Here is a 23,667-nt window from a genome sequence, read left to right as displayed (position 1 = left end):
CCACTAATGTGACCGAGGAGAGGAAAGCGATCATGGACTTCACCACATCCGAACGGCAGAAGTATTGGCGCGATCGCGTCCGCAAGTTCATGGACGACAACGTCTATCCGGCCGAGGCGGCCTATGCCGAAGAGATGAACGTGGTCGGCGAGGAGCGCTGGAAGGTTATCAAGGTCCTCGAGGATCTCAAGGCCAAGGCCAAGGCTGAAGGCCTGTGGAACCTCTTCCTGGCGCCGAACGCCGAGCACGACGAGGACGACTACCGCGGCGCCGGCCTGACCAACCTCGAATACGCCATGTGCGCCGAGGAGATGGGCAAGGTCACCTTCGGCTCCGAGGCGTTCAACTGCTCCGCGCCCGATACCGGCAACATGGAAGTGCTGCACCGCTACGGCACGCGCAAGCAGAAGGATCAGTGGCTGCGTCCGCTGATGGCGGGCGAGATCCGCTCGGTCTTCCTGATGACGGAGCCGCTGGTCGCCTCCTCCGACGCCACCAATATCGAGACCTCGATCCGCCGCGAGGGCGATCACTACGTCATCAACGGCCGCAAGTGGTGGTCGTCCGGCGTCGGCGATCCGCGCTGCAAGATCGGCATCCTGATGGGCAAGACCGACCCTGAGGCGGCCCGCCACCAGCAGCAGTCGCAGATCCTGGTGCCGCTCGACACGCCCGGCGTGAAGATCCTGCGCATGCTGCCGGTATTCGGCTTCGACGACGCCCCCCATGGCCACGGCGAAGTTCTGTTCGAGAATGTCCGCGTGCCGGCCGACAACCTCATCCTCGGCGAGGGCCGCGGCTTCGAGATCGCCCAGGGCCGCCTGGGCCCGGGCCGCATCCATCATTGCATGCGCACGGTCGGCGTCGCCGAGCGGGCGCTGGAGAAGATGGTGAAGCGGCTCCAGTCCCGCACTGCCTTCGGCAAGAAGGTCGCCGAGCAGTCGATCTGGGAGCAGCGCGTGGCCGAGGCGCGCACCGACATCGAGATGACCCGGCTGCTCTGCCTCAAGGCCGCCGACATGATGGACAAGGTCGGCAACAAGGCGGCTCAGCTCGAGATCGCCATGATCAAGGTGGCGGGCCCGCGCATCGCGCTGAAGATCATCGACGACGCCATCCAGGCGCACGGCGGCGGCGGCGTCACCACCGATTTCGGCCTGGCCAAGATGTATGCGGGGATTCGCAGCCTGCGCATCGCCGACGGCCCGGACGAGGTTCACAACCGGGCGATCGCGCGCCTGGAGTTCGCCCGTTACTCGAACGCGGAGCATCGCGCCCAGTGAGTGCAGAGAGCGCAAGCGCGGAGGAGATCTTCGCCGGTACCAAGCCCGTCGAGGAGCGCCATCGGTTCGACCAGGCGCTTCTCGAAGGCTGGATGAAGGACAATGTCGAGGGCTACAAGGGCCCTCTGACGGTCGAGCAGTTCAAGGGCGGTCAGTCGAACCCGACCTACTGCCTGCGGACGCCGGCGCAGTCCTACGTCCTGCGGCGGAAGCCTCCGGGCAAGCTCTTGCCGTCTGCTCACGCGGTCGACCGCGAGTTCAAGGTGATCTCGGCGCTTCACGGCGCCGGGTTCCCCGTCGCGCGGCCTTACGGCTTGTGCATGGACGAGAGCATCATCGGCACGATCTTCTACATCATGTCGATGGAGGAAGGCCGGGTGCTGTGGGACGGCGGCTTGCCCTCGCTCAGCAAGGAAGATCGCGGCCGCCTCTACCGCTCGGAGATCGAGACGCTGGCGCAACTGCACCAGTTCGATCCGCAGGCCATCGGCCTCGGCGACTTCGGCCGCCCGGGCAACTACTTCTCCCGGCAGATCGACCGCTGGACCAAGCAGTACCGGGCGTCCGAGACGCGCCGCATGGAGGCGGTCGAGAACCTGATCGAGTGGCTGCCGCGCACGGTGCCGGAGCAGACACGCACCTCCGTCGTGCATGGCGACTACCGCCTCGACAACATCATGTTCCACAAGACGGAGCCGCGCGTGCTCGCGGTGCTGGATTGGGAGCTGTCGACGCTCGGTGACCCGCTGGCGGACTTCACCTATGTGATCCAGGGCTGGGTCATGCCCTACGACGGGCGCGCCTCGCTCGGCGGCATCGACTTCAAGGCGCTGGGCATTCCCGACGTCGACGAGGTCATCGACATCTACTGCAAGGCCACCGGCCGCGACGGCATCCCCGACGTGAACTGGTACTTCGCCTACAACCTGTTCCGGTTGTCGGCGATCTCCCAGGGCATCGCCGGGCGCGTCCGTGACGGCACCGCGGCCAGCCCGCGGGCGATCGAGGCCGGCGAGCGGGCCGAGCCGCTGGCGGTCATGGCCTGGGATTACGCCAAGAAGGCTGGGGCCTGACGCTGGCCCGAGCGCGATCGGCAGTGGCCGGGCCACTGCCGTCGCCGATGTACGCAAGAAGCAACGCAGGCGAGGGAATCAGCGCGATGTCCACACTGTTCGATCTGACAGGCAAGGTTGCGATCGTCACCGGTTCGTCCCGCGGCATCGGCCGGGCGATCGCCGAGCGCATGGCGGAGCATGGCGCCAAGGTCGTCATCTCGTCGCGCAAGGCAGGGCCCTGCGAGGAGGTGGCCAAGGTCATCAACGACCGGCACGGCGAGGAGCGTGCCATCGTGGCGCCGGCCAACATCTCCGAGAAGGAGGATCTGCAGCGCCTCGTCGACACCACCATGGCCAAATGGGGCCGGGTCGACAGCCTCGTCTGCAACGCGGCATCGAACCCCTATTACGGGCCGATGGCCGGCATCAAGGACGACCAGTTCCGCAAGATCCTCGACAACAACATCGTCTCCAACCATTGGCTGATCAGCATGGTGGCGCCGCAGATGCTGGAGCGGAAGGACGGCTCCATCACCATCGTGTCGTCCATCGGCGGCCTGCGCGCCTCGACGGTGATAGGCGCCTATTGCATTTCCAAGGCCGCCGACCTGCAGCTGGCCCGCAACCTGGCGGCCGAGTTCGGGCCGAGCAACGTGCGCGTCAACTGCATCGCGCCCGGCCTGATCAAGACCGATTTCGCCAAGGCGCTGTGGGACGATCCCGCCACGCTGGAGCGCAGCACATCGACGGCGCCGCTCAAGCGTATCGGCACGCCGGACGAGATCGCGGGCGCAGCGGTGTTCCTGGCTTCCCCTGCAGGCAACTTCATGACCGGCCAGGTGATGGTCATCGACGGCGGCGTGACCATCAATTAGCGCATGGCGGGACACCCATAGCTTCCAACGTCGTAGCCGGGCTCGACCTGGCCACGACGCGGCAGGTCCGGAACGGGATCTGGTCCAACAATAGCGAACGGATACGGAGCGGCGCACATGAAGGCGATCTTGAGCAAGGCGGTCGGCGGACCGGAGACCCTCGTTCTGGAGGAGGTCGCCGATCCGAAGCCGGGCCCGGGCAAGGTGCTGCTCAACATCAAGGCGTGCGGCGTCAACTATCCCGACACGCTGATGATCGTCGACAAGTACCAGTTCAAGCCCGAGCGTCCCTACTCGCCGGGCGGCGAGGTCGCCGGCATCGTCGAGGCGGTCGGCGACAACGTAACCAAGGTCAAGGTCGGCGACCGCGTCATCGGCTCGACCGGCCATGGCGGCATGGCCGAGAAGGTCGTCGTCGACGAGTTCCGCTGCATTCCCATGCCGGACAGCATGCCGTTCGACGAGGCCTCCGCCTTCATCCTCACCTACGGCACCTCGCACTACGCGCTCAAGGAGCGCGGTGAGCTCAAGCCCGGTGAGACGTTGCTGGTGCTGGGTGCGGCCGGCGGCGTCGGCCTGGCGGCGGTCGAGCTCGGCAAGGCCATGGGCGCCCGCGTCATCGCCGGCGTGTCGTCCCAGGACAAGGCCGACTTCGTCAGGAAGCACGGCGCCGACGACGTCGTCGTCTATCCGCGCGGGCCGTTCGACAAGGACGGCAAGAAGGCGCTGGCCGACCTGTTCAAGCAGGCATGCGGCGAAAAGGGCGCCGACGTGGTCTACGACGGCGTCGGCGGCGACTATGCCGAGGCGTCGCTTCGGGCGATCGGCTGGGAGGGCCGCTTCCTGGTGGTGGGCTTCCCCGCCGGCATCCCCGCCATTCCGCTCAATCTCACGCTGCTCAAGTCGTGCCAGATCGTCGGCGTGTTCTGGGGGGCCTGGGTGGCGCGCAACAACAAGGGCTTCGGCGAAAGCATCGCCGAGCTGATGGACTTCTACAAGAAGGGACTGGTCAAGCCGCACGTCTCCGAGCGCTTTCCCCTGGCCAGGGCCGGCGACGCCATCGCCCATCTCGCCGCCCGCAAGGCCATGGGCAAGGTCGTGGTGACGATGGACTGACGGCCGGCCGGGCGGCACGCCCGGCCCATGAGACGACGTGGAGGGAGGGGACGATGGCCGATCTGGACAAATTCCGCACCGAGACCCGGGCCTGGCTCGAAGCCAATTGTCCCGCCGACATGCGCACGCCGACGGAGGACGAGGACGACGTCGTCTGGGGCGGCCGCCATCCGAGCTACAAGTCGGACGGGCAGCGCCTCTGGCTCGAGCGGATGGCTGCCAAGGGCTGGACCACGCCGGAATGGCCGACCGAATACGGCGGCGGCGGGCTCTCGCGCGAGGAGGCCAAGATCCTGGCGGCCGAGATGCGGGCGCTCGGCTGCCGCTCGCCGCTCTCGTCCTTCGGCATCTGGATGCTCGGGCCGGCGCTGCTGAAGTACGGCAGCGACGAACAGAAGCGCCGCTTCCTGCCCGAGATCGTGCGGGGCGAGATCCGCTGGTGCCAGGGCTATTCGGAGCCGGGGTCCGGATCGGACCTGGCCTCGCTGCAGACCAAGGCCGAGGACAAGGGCGACCACTACCTCGTCAACGGCGCCAAGATCTGGACGAGCTACGCCGACAAGGCCGATTGGATCTTCTGCCTGGTCCGCACCGACCTGACGGCGCCCAAGCACGAAGGCATCAGCTTCCTGCTCTTCGACATGGCCTCGCCCGGGGTCTCGACCAAGCCGATCCTGCTGATCTCCGGCAAGTCGCCGTTCTGCCAGACCTTCTTCGACGACGTGAAGGTGCCCAAGGAGCAACTCGTCGGCACCCTCAACAAGGGCTGGGAGATCGCCAAGTATTTGCTGACGCACGAGCGCAACTCGATCAGCAGCATGGGCGGCCGGGCTCACCGCCCGGTGCATCAGGTCGCCGCCGACAGCGTCGGCCTCGACGATCGCGGCGAGCTGGCCGACCCGCTGCTGCGGGGCGAGGTCGCCAACCTGGAGATCGACGAGATCGCCTTCGAGCTGGCCATGGAGCGCGCGGGCGATCTCGCCAAGCGCCGGCAGATCCACCCAGCCTATTCGTCGGTGCTCAAATATTACGGCTCCGAGCTCAACAAGCGCCGCCACGAGGTGCTGATGTCGGCCGGCGGCTCCGACGCCCTGGAGTGGGAGAGCGAGCGGTCCGACCATGGTGCGGCGGCGCGCGCGTGGCTGCGCACCAAGGCCAACTCGATCGAGGGCGGCACCTCGGAGGTGCAGCTCAACATCGTGGCCAAGCGCATCCTGGAGCTGCCGGGCGCCTGAGGCAGCACCTCTGCCCGGACGCACCCAGGCTTTGAGAACGTGGGGCATGTCCACCCGCTCGGATCATCGCATCCGATCGGGGCATGCCCAGCCCTTCACCCCTTCGTCGGGACCCGATCATGCCGCTCGTGCTGAATGACGAACAAGCCATGCTGCGCGACAGCGCGCGCAGCTTCATCAGTGAACAGGCGCCGATCGCCTATCTGCGCCGGCTGCGCGACGGCCGCGACGAGACGGGCTTCTCGCGCGACCTGTGGAAGCAGTTCGCCGAAATGGGATTTGCCGGCATCCTGGTGCCGGAGGCCCATGGCGGCCTGGGGCTCGGCCACGTCGAGGCCGGGATCGTCGCCGAAGAGATCGGCCGCACGCTCGCTCCGACGCCGTTCCTGTCGACGGCCGTGCTCGCGGCGACCGCGCTCGCCCGCGGCGGCAACGACGAGCAGAAGGGCGCCTATCTGCCGAAGATCGCGGCGGGCGAACTGATCGCCACGCTCGCCGTGGACGAGGGCCCCAAGCACGGGCCGGCCAGGATCGCGCTCACCGCCACGCGCGCCGGCAACGGCTTCCGGCTCAAGGGTGCCAAGACCTTCGTGCTCGACGGCCACGTCGCCGATCTCCTGATCGTCGCGGCCCGCACCGCAGGCAGCGCCGGCGCGCCTGACGGCATCACGCTGTTCCTGGTGAAGCCGGGCGCCAAGGGGCTGGCGACCGAGCGGACCGTCATGGTCGACAGCCACAACGCCGCCCGCATCGATTTCGACGACGTCGAGGTCGACGCCGATTCGGTGCTCGGGGAGATCGACGGCGGCTACGGCCTGCTGGAGACCACGCTCAACGTCGGCCGCGCCGTGGTGGCGGCCGAGCTCGTCGGCGTCGGCGAAGAGGCGTTCACGCGCACCATGGGCTACCTCAAGGAACGCAAGCAGTTCGGCAAGTTCATCGGCGAGTTCCAGGGGCTGCAGCATCGCGCCGCGCACCTGTTCAGCGAGCTGGAGGTCACCAAGGCGGCCGTGCTCAAGGCGCTGCAGGTGCTCGATGAGAATGTCGACGGCGCCGGTCAGATCGTCTCCGTGGCGAAGGCGCGCGCCGGCTCGAGCGCCGGCCTCGCGGTCCGCGAGGCGGTCCAGATGCACGGCGGCATGGGCATGACCGACGAGTTCGATCTCGGCTTGTTCATGAAGCGCGCGCGCGTCGGCCAGGAGCTGTTCGGCGACGCCAATTTCCACGCCGACCGGCTCGCCCGCCGCAACGCCTATTGACCCGGCCGTGCCGTCCGGCGGGAGCGGCGATTCGAAACGAGAGGACTGAGCGATGAAGATCGCGGACAAGGTCATCGTGGTCACCGGCGGCGCCGACGGCATCGGCCGCGCGCTCGCCGAGCGCTTCCTGAAGGAGGGCGCCAAGGCGGTGGTGATCGCCGACATCGACAAGCCCAAGGTGGAGGGCGTCGGCAAGGCCATCGGCGCCACGGCCTTCGGCTGCGACGTGTCCAAAGAGGAAGAGGTCATCGGCCTCATCGACAAGACCGAGGCCCTGCACGGGCCGATCGACCTGTTCTGCTCCAATGCCGGCATCGGCGACTTCACCGGCTCCGATCCGAACTTCGTCGGCGCCGCGGCCAACGCCGTCTGGCAGCGCAGCTGGGACGTCAACGTCATGGCGCACGTCTACGCGGCGCGGGCGCTGGTGCCGCGCATGGCGGCGCGCGGCGGCGGCTACTTCCTCAACACGGCATCCGCCGCCGGCCTGCTGTCGCAGATCGGCAGCGCCGTCTATGCCACCACCAAGCACGCGGCCGTGGGCTTCGCCGAAATCCTGGCGATCACCCACCGCGACCAGGGCATCCGCGTGTCGGTGCTGGCGCCCCAGGCGGTGGACACGCCGATGCTGCGCGCGGGCGGCGAAGGACCGCAGCACGTCGACGGCGTGCTGACGCCGGCCCAGCTGGCCGAGGTCGTGGTTGAGGGGCTGGACAAGGAGACCTTCCTGATCCTGCCGCACCCGCAAGTCGCCGGCTATATGAAGAAGAAGACCGACAATTACGACCGCTGGATCGGCGGCATGGCCAAGTTCAGACGGTCGTTCGCCGGCAGCGCCTGAAGCATACGCACCTGCGGAGCCTTGCGCGCCGGCGCTAGAGCGGGATGATTTATCTTCGAATCATCATCCCGCTCTAAGTCTTTGTTTTGAGCATGATCTTATCCAAAAACCGGCGTCCACTTTTTGGGATCATGCTCTAGCCGATCACCCCCGATCGGGAAAGGCCTTGGGACCGAGCTGCTCGACCGGCGGCGATGCGGCTATGATCCGGGCGAGCGGCAGGCGGATGGTGCAGCGCAGCCCGTCCGCCGCATAGTCCAGGGCGATCTCCGCCGCCAGTTCGCGGCGCAAGCCGCGCTCCAGCAGCTTCGAGCCGAAGCCCTGCCGCGACGGCGGGGCGACCGTGGGGCCGCCGCTTTCGCGCCAGTCGATCACCAGCGTCGATCCCGCTTCGCCTTCGACCTCGCGCCAGGAGACCTCGACGCGGCCTGCCGGCACCGAGAGCGCGCCGTACTTCGCTGCGTTGGTCGCAAGCTCATGGACGCAGAGGCCGAGGGTCAGCGTCGCCCGCGCGTTGAGGCGCGTCGGATCGCCCTTGAGGGTGACGCGCGTGCGATTCACGTCCTGGTAGGGGTCGAGCTCGTTGGCGAAGACGCTGGCCAGCGAGGCGCCGTTCCAGCTTTCCGCGGTGAGCAGGTCGTGGGTCTTGGCGAGCCCGATCAGCCGTCGCTCGAAGGCGTCCCAGACGTCCTCGCTCTTGTCGTCCGAGCGTCTGGTCAGCAGGGCGATGGACTGCACCGTCGCGAGCGAATTCTTGACGCGGTGATTGAGCTCGCGGACCAGCAGCTGCTGGCGGTTCTCGGCGGTCTTGCGCTCGGTGATGTTCTGCACCATGCCGATCAGCAGCGGCGGCACGTCGCCACGCGCCACCGGCAGCCCTCTGACGTCGACCCAGTGCACGCTCCGGTCCGGCCACACCACCCGCAAGTCCATGGCGAACGAGCGGCCCGAGACCGTGGCCCGCTCGATGGCCGCCTGCAGCCGGTCGCGATCATCCGGGTGGGCGACGGCAATCAGGTCCGCCAGCGTCAGGCCGGTATCGACGGGCAGGCCGATGATGGCCCGCGCGCGGTCCGAGCCCGTCAGCACGCCGTGGCGGGGATCGTAGGCCCACGTCCCGAGCTCTCCCGCCTCCAGGGCGAATTCGAGCCGTTGCTCGTTCTCGCGCAACAGGCCGAGCACGCGGTCACGCTCCGCATTGCGCATATGCAGCTGGCCGGCCGTGTCGGCGAAGGCCCGCTGGACCGCGTCGAACTCGACGACGCCGGTCGGTTTGAGCACCGCCTGCATGCCGGTCCCCAGCGCGCCGGCCGTCCCCTGCAGCCGACGGACGGATCCCAGGAGCGAGTGCAGCAGGACAGCCGCGTAGGCGAGCCCGAGGCCGATCGCCAGGGCGAGGGCCCCGAACCAGGCGAGTGACCGCAGCAGCGAGCCGCTCAGCTCGGAGAGCGGATAGCCGACGACGAAGTACCAGCCGTAGCGGGGAGTGCGGCTGAAGAAGGACCGTACCGGCACGCCATCCAGGGTCGTTGAGCTCACCGCGCCCTCCGGCGCCGATTTGAGCGCGAGGCTGAGCGAGGCGGATGCCTGCTGGCCGACGAAGTCTTCGCCCCCGCGCGAGCGCATGACCACCCGGCCGGTGTCGTCGAGGACGGCGGCGACCCAACTGCTCTGATAGAGGCCCTGCTCGCCCATCAGCCGTTCGAACGTCTGCGGTGGAATGAGGGCGGAGAGGATATAGGCGACCTTGCCGTGCGCCAGGACGGGAAGGTGGACCTTGACGATCCACAGTCCCGGGGTCGGCGACAGCTGGCCGAAGGCTAGGTCGGTCGCCTGCGTGCGGGCCAGGGTGGCGGCCTCGCCTGCGCTCAGGTCGGGCGGCACGGCCTCGCCGAAAGGTTGCTTGGAGCTGAGCAGCGGAGTGCCTGCCGGATCGGACAGGACGAGCCAGGAGCCTTCCAGCGGAGCCGCCTTCGCGGCGAGATCGTGAAAGGCGCGGAGATCGCCGTCGACGAGTTGCCGCGACAGCGCCAGCGTCCTGAGCGACGCCTCGGCGACCGCCAGATCCCGGTCGACGCTGAGCGCCAGGGCACGGGTGGTGCGTGTCAGCAGCGTCTCGGTGGCCCGCCGCTGGGTGATGTAGGCCGAATAGAAGCCGCCCGCCGCCAAGGCCAGTGCCGGGGCCGTGAGTGCCAGGACGAGCAGCAGGACGCGTCGCCGGAACGACGCGCTCTTGCGCGACCGTTGCGCACCCCACAGGTGCGAGAACCGCCGGGGGCTATGGCGATCAAGTCCGGCAGAAGGACCCGGCTGGGGTTCGTTCACACAGCACCTTCGTGACCCGGTGGGCGTCCCGGTCGAGCCGGCTCCGTCCGGCTGGGCCGATCAAGTTCGCGTCCGCAGCCATAGCATAGGCGACGCCAGGCGCCCCGTGGCAACACCGGGCCGGCCCGCCGCGGCTTGGCGGATTGTCCGGTCCGATGTGATCATGCGATCGGGTCGAAACGCCGAAATGTCTTGAAGCTGAGGCGCTTCCCTCCGATCGGTCGATTCCCGTCGATCGGACGGAGGCGCTCAGGTCAGCTTGCGGAAGGAGCCTGCGTGGATAGGGCCAATGCAGCGACGCTCAAGTCCCCCGAGGCGCACGTCCTCCTCGTCGAGGACGACGACGGCATGCGTATGCTCGTCAGCCGGGCGCTGCGCGAAAGCGGCTACCGGGTGACGGGTTGTCGCAGTGGCGCCGAGATGTGGAGCCTCTTTCCCGAGGCGGGGGTCGACCTCGTCCTACTCGACGTGATGTTGCCGGGAGCGTCGGGGCTCGAGCTGCTGAGGGCGATTCGGACGACGAGCACGGTTCCCGTCATCATGCTCAGCGCACGCAACGAGGAAGCCGATCGGGTGCTCGGTCTCGAGCTGGGCGCCGACGACTACATCGCAAAGCCCTTCGGCCGCCCGGAGCTGCTGGCGCGCATCCGGGCCGTGCTGCGGCGCGCCTTTATCGCGCCCCAGCCCGGCGCCGCATCGCGCTCCGAGGTGTTGACCTTCTCGGGCTGGCGGCTGGAGCTGCGCGCCCGCACGCTGCTCGACCCGGAGGGAGCCAGCGTTGACTTGTCCGGCGCGGAGTATGACCTCCTCCTGGTCTTCCTCGAACATCCCGGGCGCGTGCTTGGCCGGGAGCAGATCCTCGAGATGAGCCGTGCGCGGATGGGATCGCCATCCGACCGTAGCGTCGACACCCTCGTCAGCCGCCTGCGGCGGAAGCTCGAGCCGCCGGAAGGGTCGCCTGCCGTGATCAAGACGGTGCGCGGCTCCGGCTATATGCTGGCCGCCAAGGTCGAGCGGGCATGAAACGCCTGGCCATCCTGGCGCGCAGCTTGGAAGGCCGTACCGTTGCGGTTCTCCTGCTGGCCGTCCTCGTCATCCATGCCGGCGCGTTGCTGCTGTACCGCCAGTCGGCCGTAGCGGCCTCCGACGAGGCGTTCGCCCATCAGGTCGCGACGCAGCTCGTTCTCGCCCGGGAAGCCGTGCTGCGGCGCGCCCCCGCCGAGCGCGGCGCCGAGGCGCGGGCGCTGTCGTCGCCACATTTCGAAATCAGTTGGGCCAACACATCCCCCCTCCGTGAGCGCGGCGACCCGGCGTTGTGGGCCTTGCGCAGCCGCGTCCTGGCCCTCGAGCCAGGCCTCGGCGTCGGGCTCGCTCTCTCCATGGAAGGGCCGGCCGATCCGCTGCACCAGCAGGACCTGCGCGGCGCCCTTCCCCTACCGGACGGCAGCTTTCTGACGTTCCGGTCCGCTCACGCGCCGAGCCTCGCCCTGCTGGTGCCATGGGCGCTCCTGTCGACGTTGATGACCATGCTCGTCGGGCTTGCCGCGGTCGTGCTGATGCATCGCATTGCGGGGCCACTGCGCGAACTCAATCTCGCCACCGATCGGATCGGACGCAGCGACATGGTGCCCGTCCCCGAGATCGGTCCCGACGAGACGCGCAACATCGGGCGCTCGCTCAACGCGATGCAGGAGCGCATCCAGCGCCTGGTCGTCGAGCGCACGCAGGCCCTGGCAGCCGTCTCTCACGACCTGCGCACGCCGCTGGCGCGCCTGCGGCTCCAGCTCGACAGCCTGACGGACGAGGAGCAGCGCAGAGCACTGGTCGGCGACCTCGACGACATGCAGACAATGGTCGATTCGACGTTGGCCTATCTGCGCGGCGACGCCGATCCCGAGCCGCGCCGCGTCACCAACGTCGCCAGTCTCCTCATGAGCGTGGCAGATGCAGCCGCCGATGACGGCAAGGACGCGGCCTACAGGGGGCCTGACCGTGCGCTGGCCACGGTGCGGCCGGTGGCCCTGCGGCGAGCCGTGGAGAACCTGGTCGACAATGCGGTCCGCTACGGCGCGAGGGCGCGTCTTTCGCTCGAGATTTGCGGTTCCATGTTGATGATCAGGGTGGACGACGGCGGCGCGGGCATCGCGCCCGCAGATATCGATCGCGTCTTCGAGCCGTTCGTGCGCCTCGACGCCTCGCGCAACCGCGGCACGGGGGGCACCGGCCTCGGGCTGACCATCGCCCGCCGGGCCATCGAGGCGGAAGGCGGCACGCTCGGCCTGGCCAACCGGCCGGGGGGCGGGCTGCGGGCGGAGTTTTCGCTGCCCCGCGCCGGCACGGCCACCGGCTGACACACTTCGTCACAAACGCGGCGTCCACGCGACAAACAGCTTCGATATCTCGTGCTCCGACGCGGCCGTCGGCCGCCAAGCGCAGGAGCCGGATTGATGAAGCGAACATTCGCCGTCGCACTTGCCGCCAGCATGCTCGCCGCGACGGCCGCTCCGGCGCTGGCCAACGACGGGCACGGCAACACCTCGACCCCCACCCTCGAGGTTCCCAACGATGGGGACATTGCCGGCGGGCCGCTGCATCGCAACGACCCACGCGTCCGGGAAGCGCAGGAGGTCGGCCGCGACGGCAAGCCCGCCCATTACGAGAACGATGGTCATGCTCACGGCCACAGCCTCGGCAAGAAGCTGTGAGCCCATGAGCGGATCGACGCCGCTTTCGCGGGCTGGCCGATGCCGACACTGCCGCTCCTCTTCATCTTCGTCGTGCTAGAGCGCTTTGCGATTGGGTGGACTCACCCGATCGCAAAAAAGCGCTCCAGATTCAAAACACTATGAGCATTTCTCTGCCATTGGATGGGTCCATCCAATGGCGAAATGCTCTAGCGGCCGCCATCGGCTTCGGGCTCGGATAGCCGTCAGCGGTCATCGCACTCACCGCCCTTCGCGGTGCGATTACGGCCCCCTTCGCACCGTGACTTGCCCGCTCCGGACCTCCAGCCGGAGCGGGCAACCGCTTGGCCCCGGTCGCGCGGGGCCGCGCCCCGTCATCCCCACGACCAGGCCGCCGTCGCGACGCCCCGAGCGCTCGGGGTCCGTTGCCTGCGTGAGTTCGATTCCATGCGATTCCTCATTGTTCTTTTCCTGGTGGTCACCGTTGCCGCCGCGTCGGCTGACAATGCCTGGGCGCACGCCTCCTCCGCCAAAGCTCCTGCCCCCGCCGCCGTGGGATCCCCCGTGGCGGACACGCCCGGGCCGACGAGCGCGGAGACGGGCACCGGCGCCGCAACCGGCGGGCATGGGGCGGCGCCCGCACCCGACGGCGGCCACGCCCACTCGGAGGCAGAAGGCGAGGAAGGACATATCAAGATGACCGCCGAGCAGGTGGCCAGCGAGGGGATCGTGGTTGCCCGCGTGGAAGGGGGGGCCATCGACCGGCATATCCAGGTGCCGGGCACCGTCACGCCGGATGCCGACCGGATCGCGCGGGTGCCGGCACGGGTCGTCGGCACGGTCGCCGACATGCGCAAGCGCCTCGGGGATCGTGTCGAGAAGGGCGAGATCGTCGCCGTGCTCGACAGCCGCGAGGTCGCCGATGCCAAGAGCGAATACCTGACGGCGTCGGTGAAGGCCGACCTGGAAAAGACGAACTTCGATCGCCAGCAGGCGCTCTGGGACAAGCGCATCGCGGCGGAGTCCACCCTCCTCAACGCCAGGGCGGTCTACTTCGAAGCCAAGCTGCGTCAGGACCTGGCGCGGCAGAAGCTGTCGGCGCTCGGGCTCGATGCCAACACGGTGGCGAGGCTGGCAAAGCAGGACGAGGCGACGCCGAACACGTCCACCCTGCGCCAGTATGAGCTGCGCTCGCCGCTCTCCGGGCGAATCGTCGAGCGGAAGGTCGACGTCGGGACCGCGGTCGGCAAGGAAGGCGATCCGCCCGACATCTACACCGTCGCCGACCTGTCGACCGTCTGGGTCGAGCTCGCGGTGCCGACGGCGGATCTCGGCAAGGTCAAGGAGGGCGCACGCGTCGTCGTCACCCCGAGCCAGGGCGACGACGAGGGCAGGCGCGCGGAAGGCAAGGTCGTTTTCGTCAGCCCGCTCCTGAACGCCGAAACCCGCTCGGCCCGCGTGATCGTGGCGCTGCCCAACCCGGATTTCGCCTGGCGCCCGGGGACCTTCGTCACCGCCGAAGTACAAACCGGCACGGACAGGGTGAAGGCGCGCGTGCCCAGGCAGGCGCTCCAGACCGTCGGGGGCAAGAAGGTCGCCTTCGTCCGCACCGATACGGGCTTCGAGATGCGGGAGGTCCAACCGGGCAAGGCCGATGACGGCACCGTCGAGGTTGCCGCCGGACTGAAGCCCGGGGAAGAGATCGCGGTGGCCAACACCTTCCTGCTCAAGGCCGAGCTCGGCAAGAGCGAAGCCGAGCATGCACACTGAGCGGGTGGCACCGACATGATCTCGCGCGTCATCGCCTTCTCGGTGGAACAGCGTTGGCTTGTTCTGCTCCTGTCGCTGCTGGCGGCCGCCTTCGGCCTCTATGCGCTGACCAGGTTGCCCATCGACGCGGTCCCGGACATCACCAACAACCAGGTGCAGATCAATACGCTCGCGCCCTCCCTCTCGCCCTTCGACATCGAGAAGCAGGTCACCTATCCGATCGAGATGGCGCTCGCGGGCATCAAGGGGCTCGAGTACACGCGCTCGCTGTCGCGCAACGGCTTCTCGCAGGTCACGGCGGTCTTCGACGAGAAGCTCGACATCTATTTCGCACGCCAGCAGGTCGCCGAGCGGCTGCAGAACGCCAAGGCATCGATGCCGCCGGGTGTCGAGCCGCATATGGGCCCGATCTCGACGGGCCTGGGCGAGATCTACATGTGGTCGGTGCGCTACGCCGGCCGTGACCCTGACGCCAAGGGCGAGGACGGGCAGCCGGGCTGGCAGTCGAACGGCAGCTACCTGACGCCGGAGGGGCAGCTGCTGCGCACCGGGCTCGAGCAGACGGCCTATCTGCGCACGATCGAGGACTGGATCATCAATCCGCAGATCCGCACCGTACCCGGCATCGCCAGCGTCGACACCATCGGCGGCTACGAGAAGCAATACCACGTCCAGCCCAACCCGGCGACGCTGGCCTCCCTCGACCTGTCGTTCGGCGACATCGCCCGTGCGCTCGAAGCCAACAATGCCAATCAGGGCGCCCGCTATCTCGAGGACAACGGCGAAGGTTACGTCGTGCGCTCGCCCGGGCGCCTGGAGAGCATGGACGAGATCGGCAACGTCGTCGTCGCGACGAGGGGCGGCGTGCCGGTGCGCGTCAAGGATGTGGCCGAGGTCCGCATCGGGCGGGACCTGCGGACCGGCGCGGCCAGCGAGAACGGCAAGGAGGCGGTCATCGGCACCGCCCTGATGCTGATCGGCTCGAACAGCCGCACCGTCGCGGCGGCGGTCGACGCCAAGATGAACGAGATCCGCAAGTCGCTGCCGCCCGGCATCGAAGTCCAGACGTTGCTCGACCGCACCCGCCTCGTCGAGGCGACGGTGAAGACGGTGGCCAAGAATCTGATCGAGGGCGCGGCCCTCGTCATCCTGATCCTCTTCCTCCTCCTCGGGAATATCCGTGCGGCGATCATCACCGCGATGGTCATCCCCCTGGCCATGCTGATGACCATGACCGGCATGGTGGAGGCGCAGATCTCCGCCAACCTGATGAGCCTCGGCGCCCTCGATTTCGGCCTCATCGTCGACGGTGCCGTCATCATCGCCGAGAACTCGCTTCGCCACCTGGCGGAGAAGCAGCAGGAGCTCGGGCGAAGACTGGACGACGAGGAGCGGCTGTGGACGGTCAGAGCCTCCGCCGAGGAGATGATCAAGCCATCGCTCTACGGACAGGCCATCATCATCCTGGTCTACGTGCCGCTCCTCACCTTCACGGGCGTCGAGGGCAAGATGTTCCAGCCGATGGCGCTGACCGTCATCATCGCGCTGGCGGCTGCCTTCATCCTGTCGCTGACCTTCGTGCCGGCGGCCATCGCCATCGTCATCACGGGGCGCGTGGACGAGAAGGACAACCTGTTCGTGCGCGCCCTCAAGGCCGCTTACCGGCCGGCCCTGACGCGCGCCGTCACCTCGCCCGTGAGCTTCATCCTTGCGGCGATCCTCCTCCTCGTCGGGGCCGGCTGGCTGTCCACCCGCCTCGGGGCGGAGTTCATTCCGACGCTGGACGAAAAGAACATCGCGATGAACGCGCTGCGCATCCCCTCCACATCGCTGTCCCAGTCGACGACGATGCAGCTCAAGGTCGAGCAGGCGATCGCCAAGTTCCCGCAGGTCGCCCACGTCTTCTCCAAGACCGGCACGGCCGAGGTTGCGTCCGACCCGATGCCTCCCAACGCGTCCGACACCTTCGTTATCCTCAAGCCGCAGGAGGAGTGGCCGGACCCCAAGCTGACCAAGGCCGACCTGCAGGAGCAGATCGAAGCCACCGTCTCGAAGCTCTCCGGCAACGTCTTCGAGTTCTCTCAGCCGATCCAGCTGCGCTTCAACGAGCTCATCGCGGGATCGCGCGGCGACCTCGCCGTGAAGGTGTTCGGCGACGAATTCGAGCCCATGCTGAAGGCCGCCAACCAGGTCGCCGCGATCCTTCGCGGCATCGAGGGGGCGGAAGACGTCAAGGTCGAGCAGACCTCGGGCCTGCCTTTCCTGGAGATCAAGCTCAACAAGGTCGAGGCGGCGCGGCTGGGGCTGAGCACGGCGGCGATCCAGGAGGTCATCGGGGCGGCCATCGGCGGCCGGGAGGCCGGCGTCGTGTTCGAGGGTGATCGACGGTTCCCGATCGTCGTACGCCTGAACGACCAGGTGCGCGAGAGCCGCGAGGAGCTCGAGAATATCCCCGTCCCCCTGCCGCCCGGGCCCAGCGGACGTGCCGCCTCCGTGCCGCTGAAGCAGGTGGCGAGCTTCGTGGTAGCGGAGGGCCCCAACCAGATCAGCCGGGAGAACGGCAGGCGGCGCGTGGTCGTCACCGCCAACGTCCGCGGCGGCCGCGATATCGGCTCCCTGGTCGCCGAGGCCCAGGCCAAGACGGCGGAGCAGGTGAAGCTGCCGCCCGGCTACTTCCTCTCCTGGGGTGGGCAGTTCGAGAACCTCGCATCCGCCCGCCAGCGGCTCATGATCGTGGTGCCGGTCTGCTTCTTCCTGATCTTCTTGCTGCTCTACTCCGCCCTCGGCTCGCCGCGGGACGCGCTGCTCGTGTTCAGCGCGGTGCCGCTGGCGCTGACCGGCGGCATCGCCGCGCTGTGGCTGCGCGACATGCCGATGTCGGTCCCGGCCGCCGTCGGCTTCATCGCGCTCTCGGGCGTGGCGGTGCTCAACGGCCTCGTCATGCTGACCTTCATCAAGCAGCTCCTCGCCGAAGGCAGATCCAAACGGGAGGCGATCTTCGAGGGCGCCATGACCAGGTTGAGGCCGGTGGCGATGACCGCCCTGGTGGCCTCGCTCGGCTTCGTGCCGATGGCCCTGGCGACGGCGACGGGCGCCGAGGTGCAGCGGCCACTGGCGACCGTCGTCATCGGCGGCCTGATCAGCGCAACGCTGCTGACCCTCCTGGTGCTGCCCGCTCTCTACGTGCGGTTCGGCAAGGCCGAGGTCTCGAAGCCGGTCGCCCGCCGGTTGGAGGCGGCACCCCGCTCGCTCGGGGCAGCCGAATAGACGCCCGGGCTTACGGTGATGCAGGCTTCGACGAGCAGGCGGAGCCGCCTCATCAGCCCGATCCGATGCTCGGGAGTGGGTTTCGATCAAACGAGGAGTTTCAAGATTGACCGAAAAGCTCCGCCTGGACATTCCGATCCTGCTGCCGGAGGTCGCCGACGCGGCCGATGGCTGCGTGGCGCGGCTGATCACCGAGCTGCGCGGCCGCGACGGCATCGGCGAGGTCCATGTCGCCGCCGCCGGCGCCGGCGAGCCGGCACAATTGTGCGTTCACTACGATCCCGCGGTCGTGTCGCTCGCGCGCATCCGTGCGCTCGCCGTAAGCGCCGGGGCCGGGCTCACCGAGCGCTTCGGACATGCGCTGTGGCAGGTCGATCGGATCACCCATGAACGCCGCGCACGCGCGGTCGCCGGGCGCCTCCGGGCACTGCCGGGCGTCCTGGAAGCCGAGGCCAGCGCCGCCGGGCTGGTGCGCGTGGAGTTCGATCGCGCGCGTGGGTCCGAGCGGGCGATCCGCGATGCGCTCTCCCAGATGGGCATCACGTCGGTCGAGGCCGTTGCCGAGCCGCGAGCGGTGGCGAAAGACGACCATGGCTCCCGCGACCGCGTCAGCCGCGAGCCCGGGCACGTCGGCGAGGACGAGGATCACGACCACGCCCATGGCGGCATCCTCGGACCCAACACCGAGTTGATCTTCTCGCTTGCCTGCGGTGGGATGCTGGCGATCGGCGTCGCCATCGAACAATTGTTCGCGGCAGCGCCCGGCTGGCTGCCGACGGCGTGCTTCATCACGGCGTATGTCTTCGGCGGCTTCTACACGGTGCGCGAGGCGATCGACAACCTCCGCCTCAGGACGTTCGAGATCGACACGCTGATGCTGGTCGCCGCCGCCGGCGCTGCATCCCTCGGCGCCTGGGCGGAAGGCGCTCTGCTCCTCTTCCTGTTCAGCCTCGGCCACGCTCTGGAGCACTACGCGATGGGCCGCGCCCGCCAGGCCATTGCGGCCCTGGCGGAGCTCGCCCCGCGCACCGCCACGGTGCGCCGTGACGGCGAGACCAGGGAGGTGCCGGTCGAAGAGCTGCGCATCGGCGACATCGTCGTCGTGCGCCCCAACGAGCGGCTGTCTGCCGACGGCTTTCTGGTGAAGGGTGCATCCAGCATCAATCAGGCGCCGGTCACCGGCGAGAGCATTCCCGTCGACAAGCGCCCGGTCGCGGACGTGACGGGCGCGCGCGCCAGGCCTGATGCGGTCGATGCCGCCTCGCGCGTCTTTGCCGGGACCATCAACGGCGCCGGTGCGATCGAGGTGGAGGTGACGCGCCTCTCCATCGACTCCGCGCTCGCCAAGGTCGTGAAGATGGTGAGCGAGGCCGAGACCCAGAAATCCCCGACGCAGCGCTTCACCGACAGGTTCGAGCGCCTTTTCGTGCCCGCCGTGCTGGCGCTTGCCGTCGTGATGCTGTTCGCCTGGGTGGTGGTCGACGAGCCGTTCAGCGCCAGCTTCTACCGCGCCATGGCGGTGCTGGTGGCGGCCAGCCCCTGTGCGCTCGCCATCGCGACCCCAAGCGCCGTGCTGTCCGGCGTGGCGCGGGCAGCGCGCGGCGGCGTGCTGGTCAAAGGCGGCGCGCCGCTCGAGAATCTGGGCTCGTTGAGCGCCATTGCCTTCGACAAGACGGGCACGCTGACGGAAGGCCGTCCGCGCATCACCGATGTCGTGCCGGCCGAAGGGGTGACCGAGCAGGAATTGCTCGCCGTGGCCGTCGCCGTGGAAGCGCTCAGCGATCATCCGCTGGCCGCGGCCATCGCACGCGACGGCCGCCAGCGGCTGGGCGGCGGCGACGTTGCCGAGGCTAGCGACCTCCAGAGCCTGACCGGGCGCGGCGTGACCGCGACGCTCGCCGGCGAGACGGTCTGGATCGGCAAGGCCGAGATGTTCGGCACCGACGGCATCGCGCCGCTGGGGCAGGCAACCGCGACGGCGATCGAGACACTGCGTGAGGGCGGCCGGACGACGATGGTGGTGCGCCGCGGCCAGCAGGATCTCGGCGCCATCGGCTTGATGGACACGCCGCGCGCAGCGGCGCGCGAAGCGCTCCAGCGACTGCGCGGGCTCGGCATCACGCGCATGACCATGATCTCCGGCGATCACCAGAAGGTGGCCGACGCGATCGCCAGGGACGTCGGCCTCGACGAGGCCTGGGGCGACCTGATGCCCGAGGACAAGGTGGCGGCGATCAGGACGCTGCGGGACCAGGACAAGGTCGCCATGGTTGGCGACGGCGTGAACGACGCCCCCGCCATGGCCAACGCCACGGTCGGCATCGCCATGGGCGCGGCGGGCTCCGACGTCGCGCTGGAGACCGCAGATGTCGCACTCATGGCGGATGATTTGAGGCATTTGCCTTTCGCCGTAGGCCTCAGCCGGAGTACCCGCTCGATCATCCTCCAGAACGTGTTCGTCAGCCTCGGCGTGGTCGCGTTGCTGGTGCCGGCCACGATCCTGGGCTTGGGCATCGGGCCTGCGGTCGCGGTGCATGAAGGCTCGACGTTGATCGTCGTCTTCAACGCGCTGCGCCTGCTCGCCTACCGCGACCGCGTATGATTCGCAGGGACCTGTCGTGCGCCCTCCATGCGACTTGTTCCAGGCGCCGCGAGGCTCCGAGGGAGGGCGCCCAAACGCCTCCCGTGCGCGGCAGGGCCATACAATACGAGTGCATGCCCAGATGAAGGATCTCGAATTGACGCCAGTGCAGTGTAGAGCCGCTCGTGTGCTTCTGGGCCGCAGTCAGGATGCAGTGGCGCGAGCAGCCGGCGTATCTCTCCGGACGCTGATCGATTTCGAGCGTGGGCTGCGAAAGCCTCATCGATCGACGTTGAAAGCGATCCGGTCGGCGTTCGGTCGCTTGGGCGTCGAGATCATTGACGAGAACGGGGGAGGTGTGGGCGTTCGCCTCATGCTGCCTGGGACGGAACATGTCCCCAAGCCGCGTCGCTTGAGGTGAAAGGATTATCGCCTTCGATTGCTCTTGCGCGGTTGGATCGCTCAGAGCGCTTTGCGATTGGGTGGACTCATCCAATGGCAGAGAAATGCTCAGAACCTTTTGAAACTGGAGCGCTTTTCTGCGATTGGGTGAGTCCACCCAATCGTAAAGCGCTCTAGGACACGCCGTCGATGATCGTGTCGGTGGAGAGGGCCAGGATCCGCGGATCCGGCGGGAATTCCACGAATTCGGCACGCCGAAGGTAGAAATTCTGGGCATCGTCGTCAGTGGCCTGCACCAGGATGCCGCGAGCATTCGTGAGCCTCGATGCGGCTGCCAACTGTACCAACGCATAGGCCAGCAGGTCCGATCCAAGCCCGTTTCTCCTGGAGGTCTCGCAGACCGCAAGGCGTGCTATCAGCAGGACGGGAACTTGCTCCGGGGATCGGTGAGCAAGCTTGGATCTCAAATGAATGTGCCTTACGGCCCCTGTCGAGAGCGTATAGTAGCCGACGACACGGTGGCCTGAGGTAACGACATACGTCCGAGTGCTGCCGCCCATGTTGGACATGGCTTTTGTTCGTAGCCATTCATTTAGAAATGGCTTCCCGCAGTCAAAACGAGAGGTGTCGTGATGTTCGTTGATGGGGACGGGCACCGAGCATATGAGCCCTGGCGCGGTGTGGCTTACTCGTCCCATCTCGGCGCGCGTCTCATCAGCCTCTTCAGCCGCGGGCCCGCAGGCGGTGGTTTGTCGAGAGCATCGATGAATCTCTCGAATTGAACGCTTTGCGCAGTAAATAGTCGTTGATCCAATAGCACGTTCACAGCCTCTCTGCTGGCACTTTCAATCACAAACGATGTAACGGTCTTGCCAGCCACTTGAGCAGCTCTCGTGATAAGTTCGCGCTCCTCATTGGTCGTGCGGAGATTCAGATTAGTTTCGCGGGTACGTGTTATGGGGAGCTCATCGGGCGTGACCATACAATAAGCCTCTCAAGGCTCGGCGAGCCGATAACCGGTGTACAACGAAAAATCTATCAAGTCGGGGCGCTTCTATAGCTCATATCTACACAAATATCAAATTGGCATAGTATATATGCATATATACAATATATATGTATATATTGCACATACGTTGGATATGTAGCGAATTGGTGACAGAAATGTTCCTGATATTTCAGTGCTATATCTCATACTTTGTGTCGATATGTAGTTGTGTATCGATCGATTTGTGTGATATTTATTCAACATGTAGCTTATTTGGCCGATTTTGACGCGATGATCGTGTTGACCAAAATCGTCATGCGCGCCTAGCTTGCGGCGCTTTCAACAACGCACGGGGATCACGGTGACATACGCGAGAGCAATTCTGCTTGGAACAGCGGCAAGCCTATCAATGACAGCAGGCGCGAACGCTGCAGACTTGCCCATGACAAAGGCTGCGCCCGTGGAATACGTGCGGGTCTGCACCGCCTATGGACCAGGGTTCTTCTACATCCCCGGCACCGATACCTGCATCCGGGTCGGCGGCCGCGCCCGCTTCGAATACCAGTACACGGCGCCGCTGAAGAACGTCGGCTCCGACGCGTCGGGCTATCGCGGCCTCGGCCGCCTGCAGGTCGACGCCCGCACCGCCTCCGAATGGGGTGTGGTGCGCACCTTCGTGCGCTTCGAGATCGCCAGCCGCACCGGCGGCTGGCCGCTGCGCTCCGGCACTGCCGAGCGCCAGGCGCAGGCGTTCTCAGCCACCGGCATCGACACCTTCGGCCGCGCCCAGAAGTATGTCGAGGCCGACAAGGCCTTCATCCAGTTCGCCGGTCTCACCGCCGGCCGCTTCAGCTCGTTCTATGACTTCTACGGCCACGAACTGGAGTTCATCGGCCAAACCGCCAGCTCCGAGGTGCAGAGCACCAACGGCCTTGCCTACACCGCCAAGCTCGGCGGCGGCTTCTCGGCGACGCTGGCGGCGGAAGACCCGACCTTCCGGCGGCAGCCGATCTACACCGCCGGCGGCATCTATCCCAACAACCCCACGGCCAACTCGACCCTGCCGAGCAGCCTGCGCAATCTGCCCTACAACGGCACCACCTTCCCCGGCGGTGTCGGCCTGACCTTCGATCCGGTGACCGGGCTGCCGACGTCCTACTCCTATCTCGACATCGCCCAGCGCAACCAGCTGCCCGACTTCGTGGGCGTGCTGCGCTACGACGGCGGCTGGGGCTCGGCCCAGCTGTCGGCCGCCACGCACCAGATCAGCCTGGGCTCGTTCGTCCAGAACAGCATCTCCGGCGTCCGCGCCACCCAGCGCCCCGACGCCGCCTACGGCTACGCGGTCCAGGGTGGCGTGAAGGTCAAGCTGGACATGATCGCGCCCGGCGATCAGCTCTGGCTGCAAGCGGCGTTTGCAAAAGGCGCCATGTCCTACACCGGCATTACCGCCCTGTGCAGCGGCGCGAATCGCACCTGCCAGAGCTGGGGCCGGATGAACCTCGACACGTTCGACGGCTACATCAACGCTTACGGCGACATCAAGCTGACGGACAGCTGGTCGGTCATGGCGTCGTACCTCCACTATTGGACGCCGTCCGTTCGCCAGGCCATCTTCGGCAGCTACGCCGGGGTCAGCTACGGCAGCGGCGCCCGCAGCGCGCAAGGTCCGCTCTACGCCGGCCTCGGCGGCACGCTCATCCCTGCCAACCTGAACTTCACCCCGTCGCAGGCCGTCGCCTATGCCTACTCGCCGGCCCTGAAGGACTACAATCTCTTCGTCGTCGGCTCCAATCTGGTGTGGTCGCCGGTCAAGGGGCTCGATATCGGCGCCGAGGTGCTCTACGCCCAGAAGAACACGTCGGGTCGCGTCATAGATACGAACAAGCCGATCTCCTACACGATCAACGGCGTGACCTATCCCAAGACGACCAGCATGGACTACATCTGGGAAACGCGCCTGCGCATTCAGCGCGACTTTTGATC

The 23,667-nt window shown here is 67.4% G+C and carries 18 protein-coding genes; 15 read left to right on the top strand and 3 right to left on the bottom strand.

Features of this window, described 5'->3' with window-relative positions; genetic code table 11:
* Positions 1–32 precede the first annotated feature (32 nt).
* The 7 genes from ACZ5PO_RS38805 (at position 33) to ACZ5PO_RS38775 (ending at position 7,664) form a co-directional block, all read left to right on the top strand.
* On the top strand, positions 33–1,283 hold the full coding sequence (locus ACZ5PO_RS38805; protein WP_464188633.1) for an acyl-CoA dehydrogenase family protein: 1,251 nt from the start codon (positions 33–35) through the stop codon (positions 1,281–1,283).
* The gene (locus ACZ5PO_RS38800) at positions 1,280–2,356 is read left to right on the top strand and encodes a phosphotransferase family protein (RefSeq protein ID WP_464188631.1); all 1,077 of its coding nucleotides are present in this window, start codon (positions 1,280–1,282) and stop codon (positions 2,354–2,356) included. Before ACZ5PO_RS38805 ends, ACZ5PO_RS38800 begins: the two co-directional genes overlap by 4 nt.
* 86 nt (positions 2,357–2,442) lie before the next feature.
* Positions 2,443–3,213 (top strand): SDR family oxidoreductase, encoded by a 771-nt coding sequence (locus tag ACZ5PO_RS38795; RefSeq protein WP_464188629.1) that lies wholly within the window; start codon positions 2,443–2,445, stop codon positions 3,211–3,213.
* Positions 3,214–3,330: 117 nt separating this feature from the next.
* Positions 3,331–4,329 carry an NADPH:quinone oxidoreductase family protein gene (locus ACZ5PO_RS38790; protein WP_464188627.1) on the top strand — a complete coding sequence of 333 codons (999 nt, stop codon included), beginning with the start codon at positions 3,331–3,333 and terminating at the stop codon, positions 4,327–4,329.
* A gap of 53 nt (positions 4,330–4,382) precedes the next feature.
* Positions 4,383–5,564 (top strand): acyl-CoA dehydrogenase family protein, encoded by a 1,182-nt coding sequence (locus tag ACZ5PO_RS38785; protein WP_464188625.1) that lies wholly within the window; start codon positions 4,383–4,385, stop codon positions 5,562–5,564.
* A gap of 119 nt (positions 5,565–5,683) precedes the next feature.
* Positions 5,684–6,823: an acyl-CoA dehydrogenase family protein gene (locus tag ACZ5PO_RS38780; RefSeq protein WP_464188623.1), complete on the top strand. Its 1,140-nt coding sequence runs from the start codon at positions 5,684–5,686 to the stop codon at positions 6,821–6,823.
* Positions 6,824–6,875: 52 nt separating this feature from the next.
* Positions 6,876–7,664 (top strand): SDR family oxidoreductase, encoded by a 789-nt coding sequence (locus tag ACZ5PO_RS38775; RefSeq protein WP_464188621.1) that lies wholly within the window; start codon positions 6,876–6,878, stop codon positions 7,662–7,664.
* Positions 7,665–7,808: 144 nt separating this feature from the next.
* On the opposite strand, the gene ACZ5PO_RS38770 is transcribed toward ACZ5PO_RS38775, so the two are convergent.
* Positions 7,809–9,989 (bottom strand): sensor histidine kinase, encoded by a 2,181-nt coding sequence (locus ACZ5PO_RS38770; protein WP_464188619.1) that lies wholly within the window; start codon positions 9,987–9,989, stop codon positions 7,809–7,811.
* A gap of 276 nt (positions 9,990–10,265) precedes the next feature.
* Between ACZ5PO_RS38770 and ACZ5PO_RS38765 the strand changes: the two genes are divergently transcribed.
* The 7 genes from ACZ5PO_RS38765 (at position 10,266) to ACZ5PO_RS38735 (ending at position 20,712) form a co-directional block, all read left to right on the top strand.
* Positions 10,266–11,012: a response regulator transcription factor gene (locus ACZ5PO_RS38765; RefSeq protein ID WP_464197226.1), complete on the top strand. Its 747-nt coding sequence runs from the start codon at positions 10,266–10,268 to the stop codon at positions 11,010–11,012.
* Positions 11,009–12,340, top strand: a complete 1,332-nt coding sequence (locus tag ACZ5PO_RS38760) for an ATP-binding protein (protein ID WP_464188616.1) — start codon at positions 11,009–11,011, stop codon at positions 12,338–12,340. The genes ACZ5PO_RS38765 and ACZ5PO_RS38760 overlap by 4 nt, the downstream gene beginning before the upstream one ends.
* Positions 12,341–12,436: 96 nt before the next feature.
* On the top strand, positions 12,437–12,694 hold the full coding sequence (locus ACZ5PO_RS38755) for a hypothetical protein (RefSeq protein ID WP_464188614.1): 258 nt from the start codon (positions 12,437–12,439) through the stop codon (positions 12,692–12,694).
* A gap of 426 nt (positions 12,695–13,120) precedes the next feature.
* Entirely contained in the window at positions 13,121–14,443 is a 1,323-nt protein-coding gene (locus ACZ5PO_RS38750; protein WP_464188612.1) for an efflux RND transporter periplasmic adaptor subunit, read from the top strand.
* 15 nt (positions 14,444–14,458) lie between these two features.
* The gene (locus ACZ5PO_RS38745) at positions 14,459–17,710 is read left to right on the top strand and encodes an efflux RND transporter permease subunit (protein WP_464188610.1); all 3,252 of its coding nucleotides are present in this window, start codon (positions 14,459–14,461) and stop codon (positions 17,708–17,710) included.
* Positions 17,711–17,816: 106 nt separating this feature from the next.
* Positions 17,817–20,312, top strand: a complete 2,496-nt coding sequence (locus ACZ5PO_RS38740; RefSeq protein WP_464188608.1) for a heavy metal translocating P-type ATPase — start codon at positions 17,817–17,819, stop codon at positions 20,310–20,312.
* 121 nt (positions 20,313–20,433) lie between these two features.
* Complete coding sequence (locus ACZ5PO_RS38735; RefSeq protein ID WP_464188606.1) at positions 20,434–20,712, top strand: helix-turn-helix domain-containing protein; 279 nt, start codon at positions 20,434–20,436, stop codon at positions 20,710–20,712.
* 154 nt (positions 20,713–20,866) lie between these two features.
* On the opposite strand, the gene ACZ5PO_RS38730 is transcribed toward ACZ5PO_RS38735, so the two are convergent.
* Entirely contained in the window at positions 20,867–21,262 is a 396-nt protein-coding gene (locus ACZ5PO_RS38730) for a GNAT family N-acetyltransferase (RefSeq protein ID WP_464188603.1), read from the bottom strand.
* Between the two features lie 116 nt (positions 21,263–21,378).
* Positions 21,379–21,675, bottom strand: a complete 297-nt coding sequence (locus ACZ5PO_RS38725; protein ID WP_464188601.1) for a type II toxin-antitoxin system TacA family antitoxin — start codon at positions 21,673–21,675, stop codon at positions 21,379–21,381.
* Positions 21,676–22,123: 448 nt separating this feature from the next.
* Here ACZ5PO_RS38725 and ACZ5PO_RS38720 point away from each other — a divergent pair, with 448 nt between their 5' ends.
* Complete coding sequence (locus ACZ5PO_RS38720; protein ID WP_464188599.1) at positions 22,124–23,665, top strand: porin; 1,542 nt, start codon at positions 22,124–22,126, stop codon at positions 23,663–23,665.
* Positions 23,666–23,667 lie beyond the last annotated feature (2 nt).

Source organism: Chelatococcus sp. KU-N122 (assembly GCF_055391085.1).
The sequence above is the reverse complement of the archived record's forward strand: the minus strand, read 5'-3'. Positions and strand labels throughout refer to the sequence as shown.

Coding starts and splice junctions, on each gene's coding strand:
- ACZ5PO_RS38805 (WP_464188633.1), top strand. CDS start 33: ATGGACTTCACCACATCCGAACGGCAGAAGTATTGGCGCGATCGCGTC.
- ACZ5PO_RS38795 (WP_464188629.1), top strand. CDS start 2,443: ATGTCCACACTGTTCGATCTGACAGGCAAGGTTGCGATCGTCACCGGT.
- ACZ5PO_RS38790 (WP_464188627.1), top strand. CDS start 3,331: ATGAAGGCGATCTTGAGCAAGGCGGTCGGCGGACCGGAGACCCTCGTT.
- ACZ5PO_RS38785 (WP_464188625.1), top strand. CDS start 4,383: ATGGCCGATCTGGACAAATTCCGCACCGAGACCCGGGCCTGGCTCGAA.
- ACZ5PO_RS38780 (WP_464188623.1), top strand. CDS start 5,684: ATGCCGCTCGTGCTGAATGACGAACAAGCCATGCTGCGCGACAGCGCG.
- ACZ5PO_RS38775 (WP_464188621.1), top strand. CDS start 6,876: ATGAAGATCGCGGACAAGGTCATCGTGGTCACCGGCGGCGCCGACGGC.
- ACZ5PO_RS38760 (WP_464188616.1), top strand. CDS start 11,009: ATGAAACGCCTGGCCATCCTGGCGCGCAGCTTGGAAGGCCGTACCGTT.
- ACZ5PO_RS38755 (WP_464188614.1), top strand. CDS start 12,437: ATGAAGCGAACATTCGCCGTCGCACTTGCCGCCAGCATGCTCGCCGCG.
- ACZ5PO_RS38750 (WP_464188612.1), top strand. CDS start 13,121: ATGCGATTCCTCATTGTTCTTTTCCTGGTGGTCACCGTTGCCGCCGCG.
- ACZ5PO_RS38745 (WP_464188610.1), top strand. CDS start 14,459: ATGATCTCGCGCGTCATCGCCTTCTCGGTGGAACAGCGTTGGCTTGTT.
- ACZ5PO_RS38735 (WP_464188606.1), top strand. CDS start 20,434: ATGAAGGATCTCGAATTGACGCCAGTGCAGTGTAGAGCCGCTCGTGTG.
- ACZ5PO_RS38730 (WP_464188603.1), bottom strand. CDS start 21,262: ATGTCCAACATGGGCGGCAGCACTCGGACGTATGTCGTTACCTCAGGC.
- ACZ5PO_RS38725 (WP_464188601.1), bottom strand. CDS start 21,675: ATGGTCACGCCCGATGAGCTCCCCATAACACGTACCCGCGAAACTAAT.
- ACZ5PO_RS38720 (WP_464188599.1), top strand. CDS start 22,124: ATGACAAAGGCTGCGCCCGTGGAATACGTGCGGGTCTGCACCGCCTAT.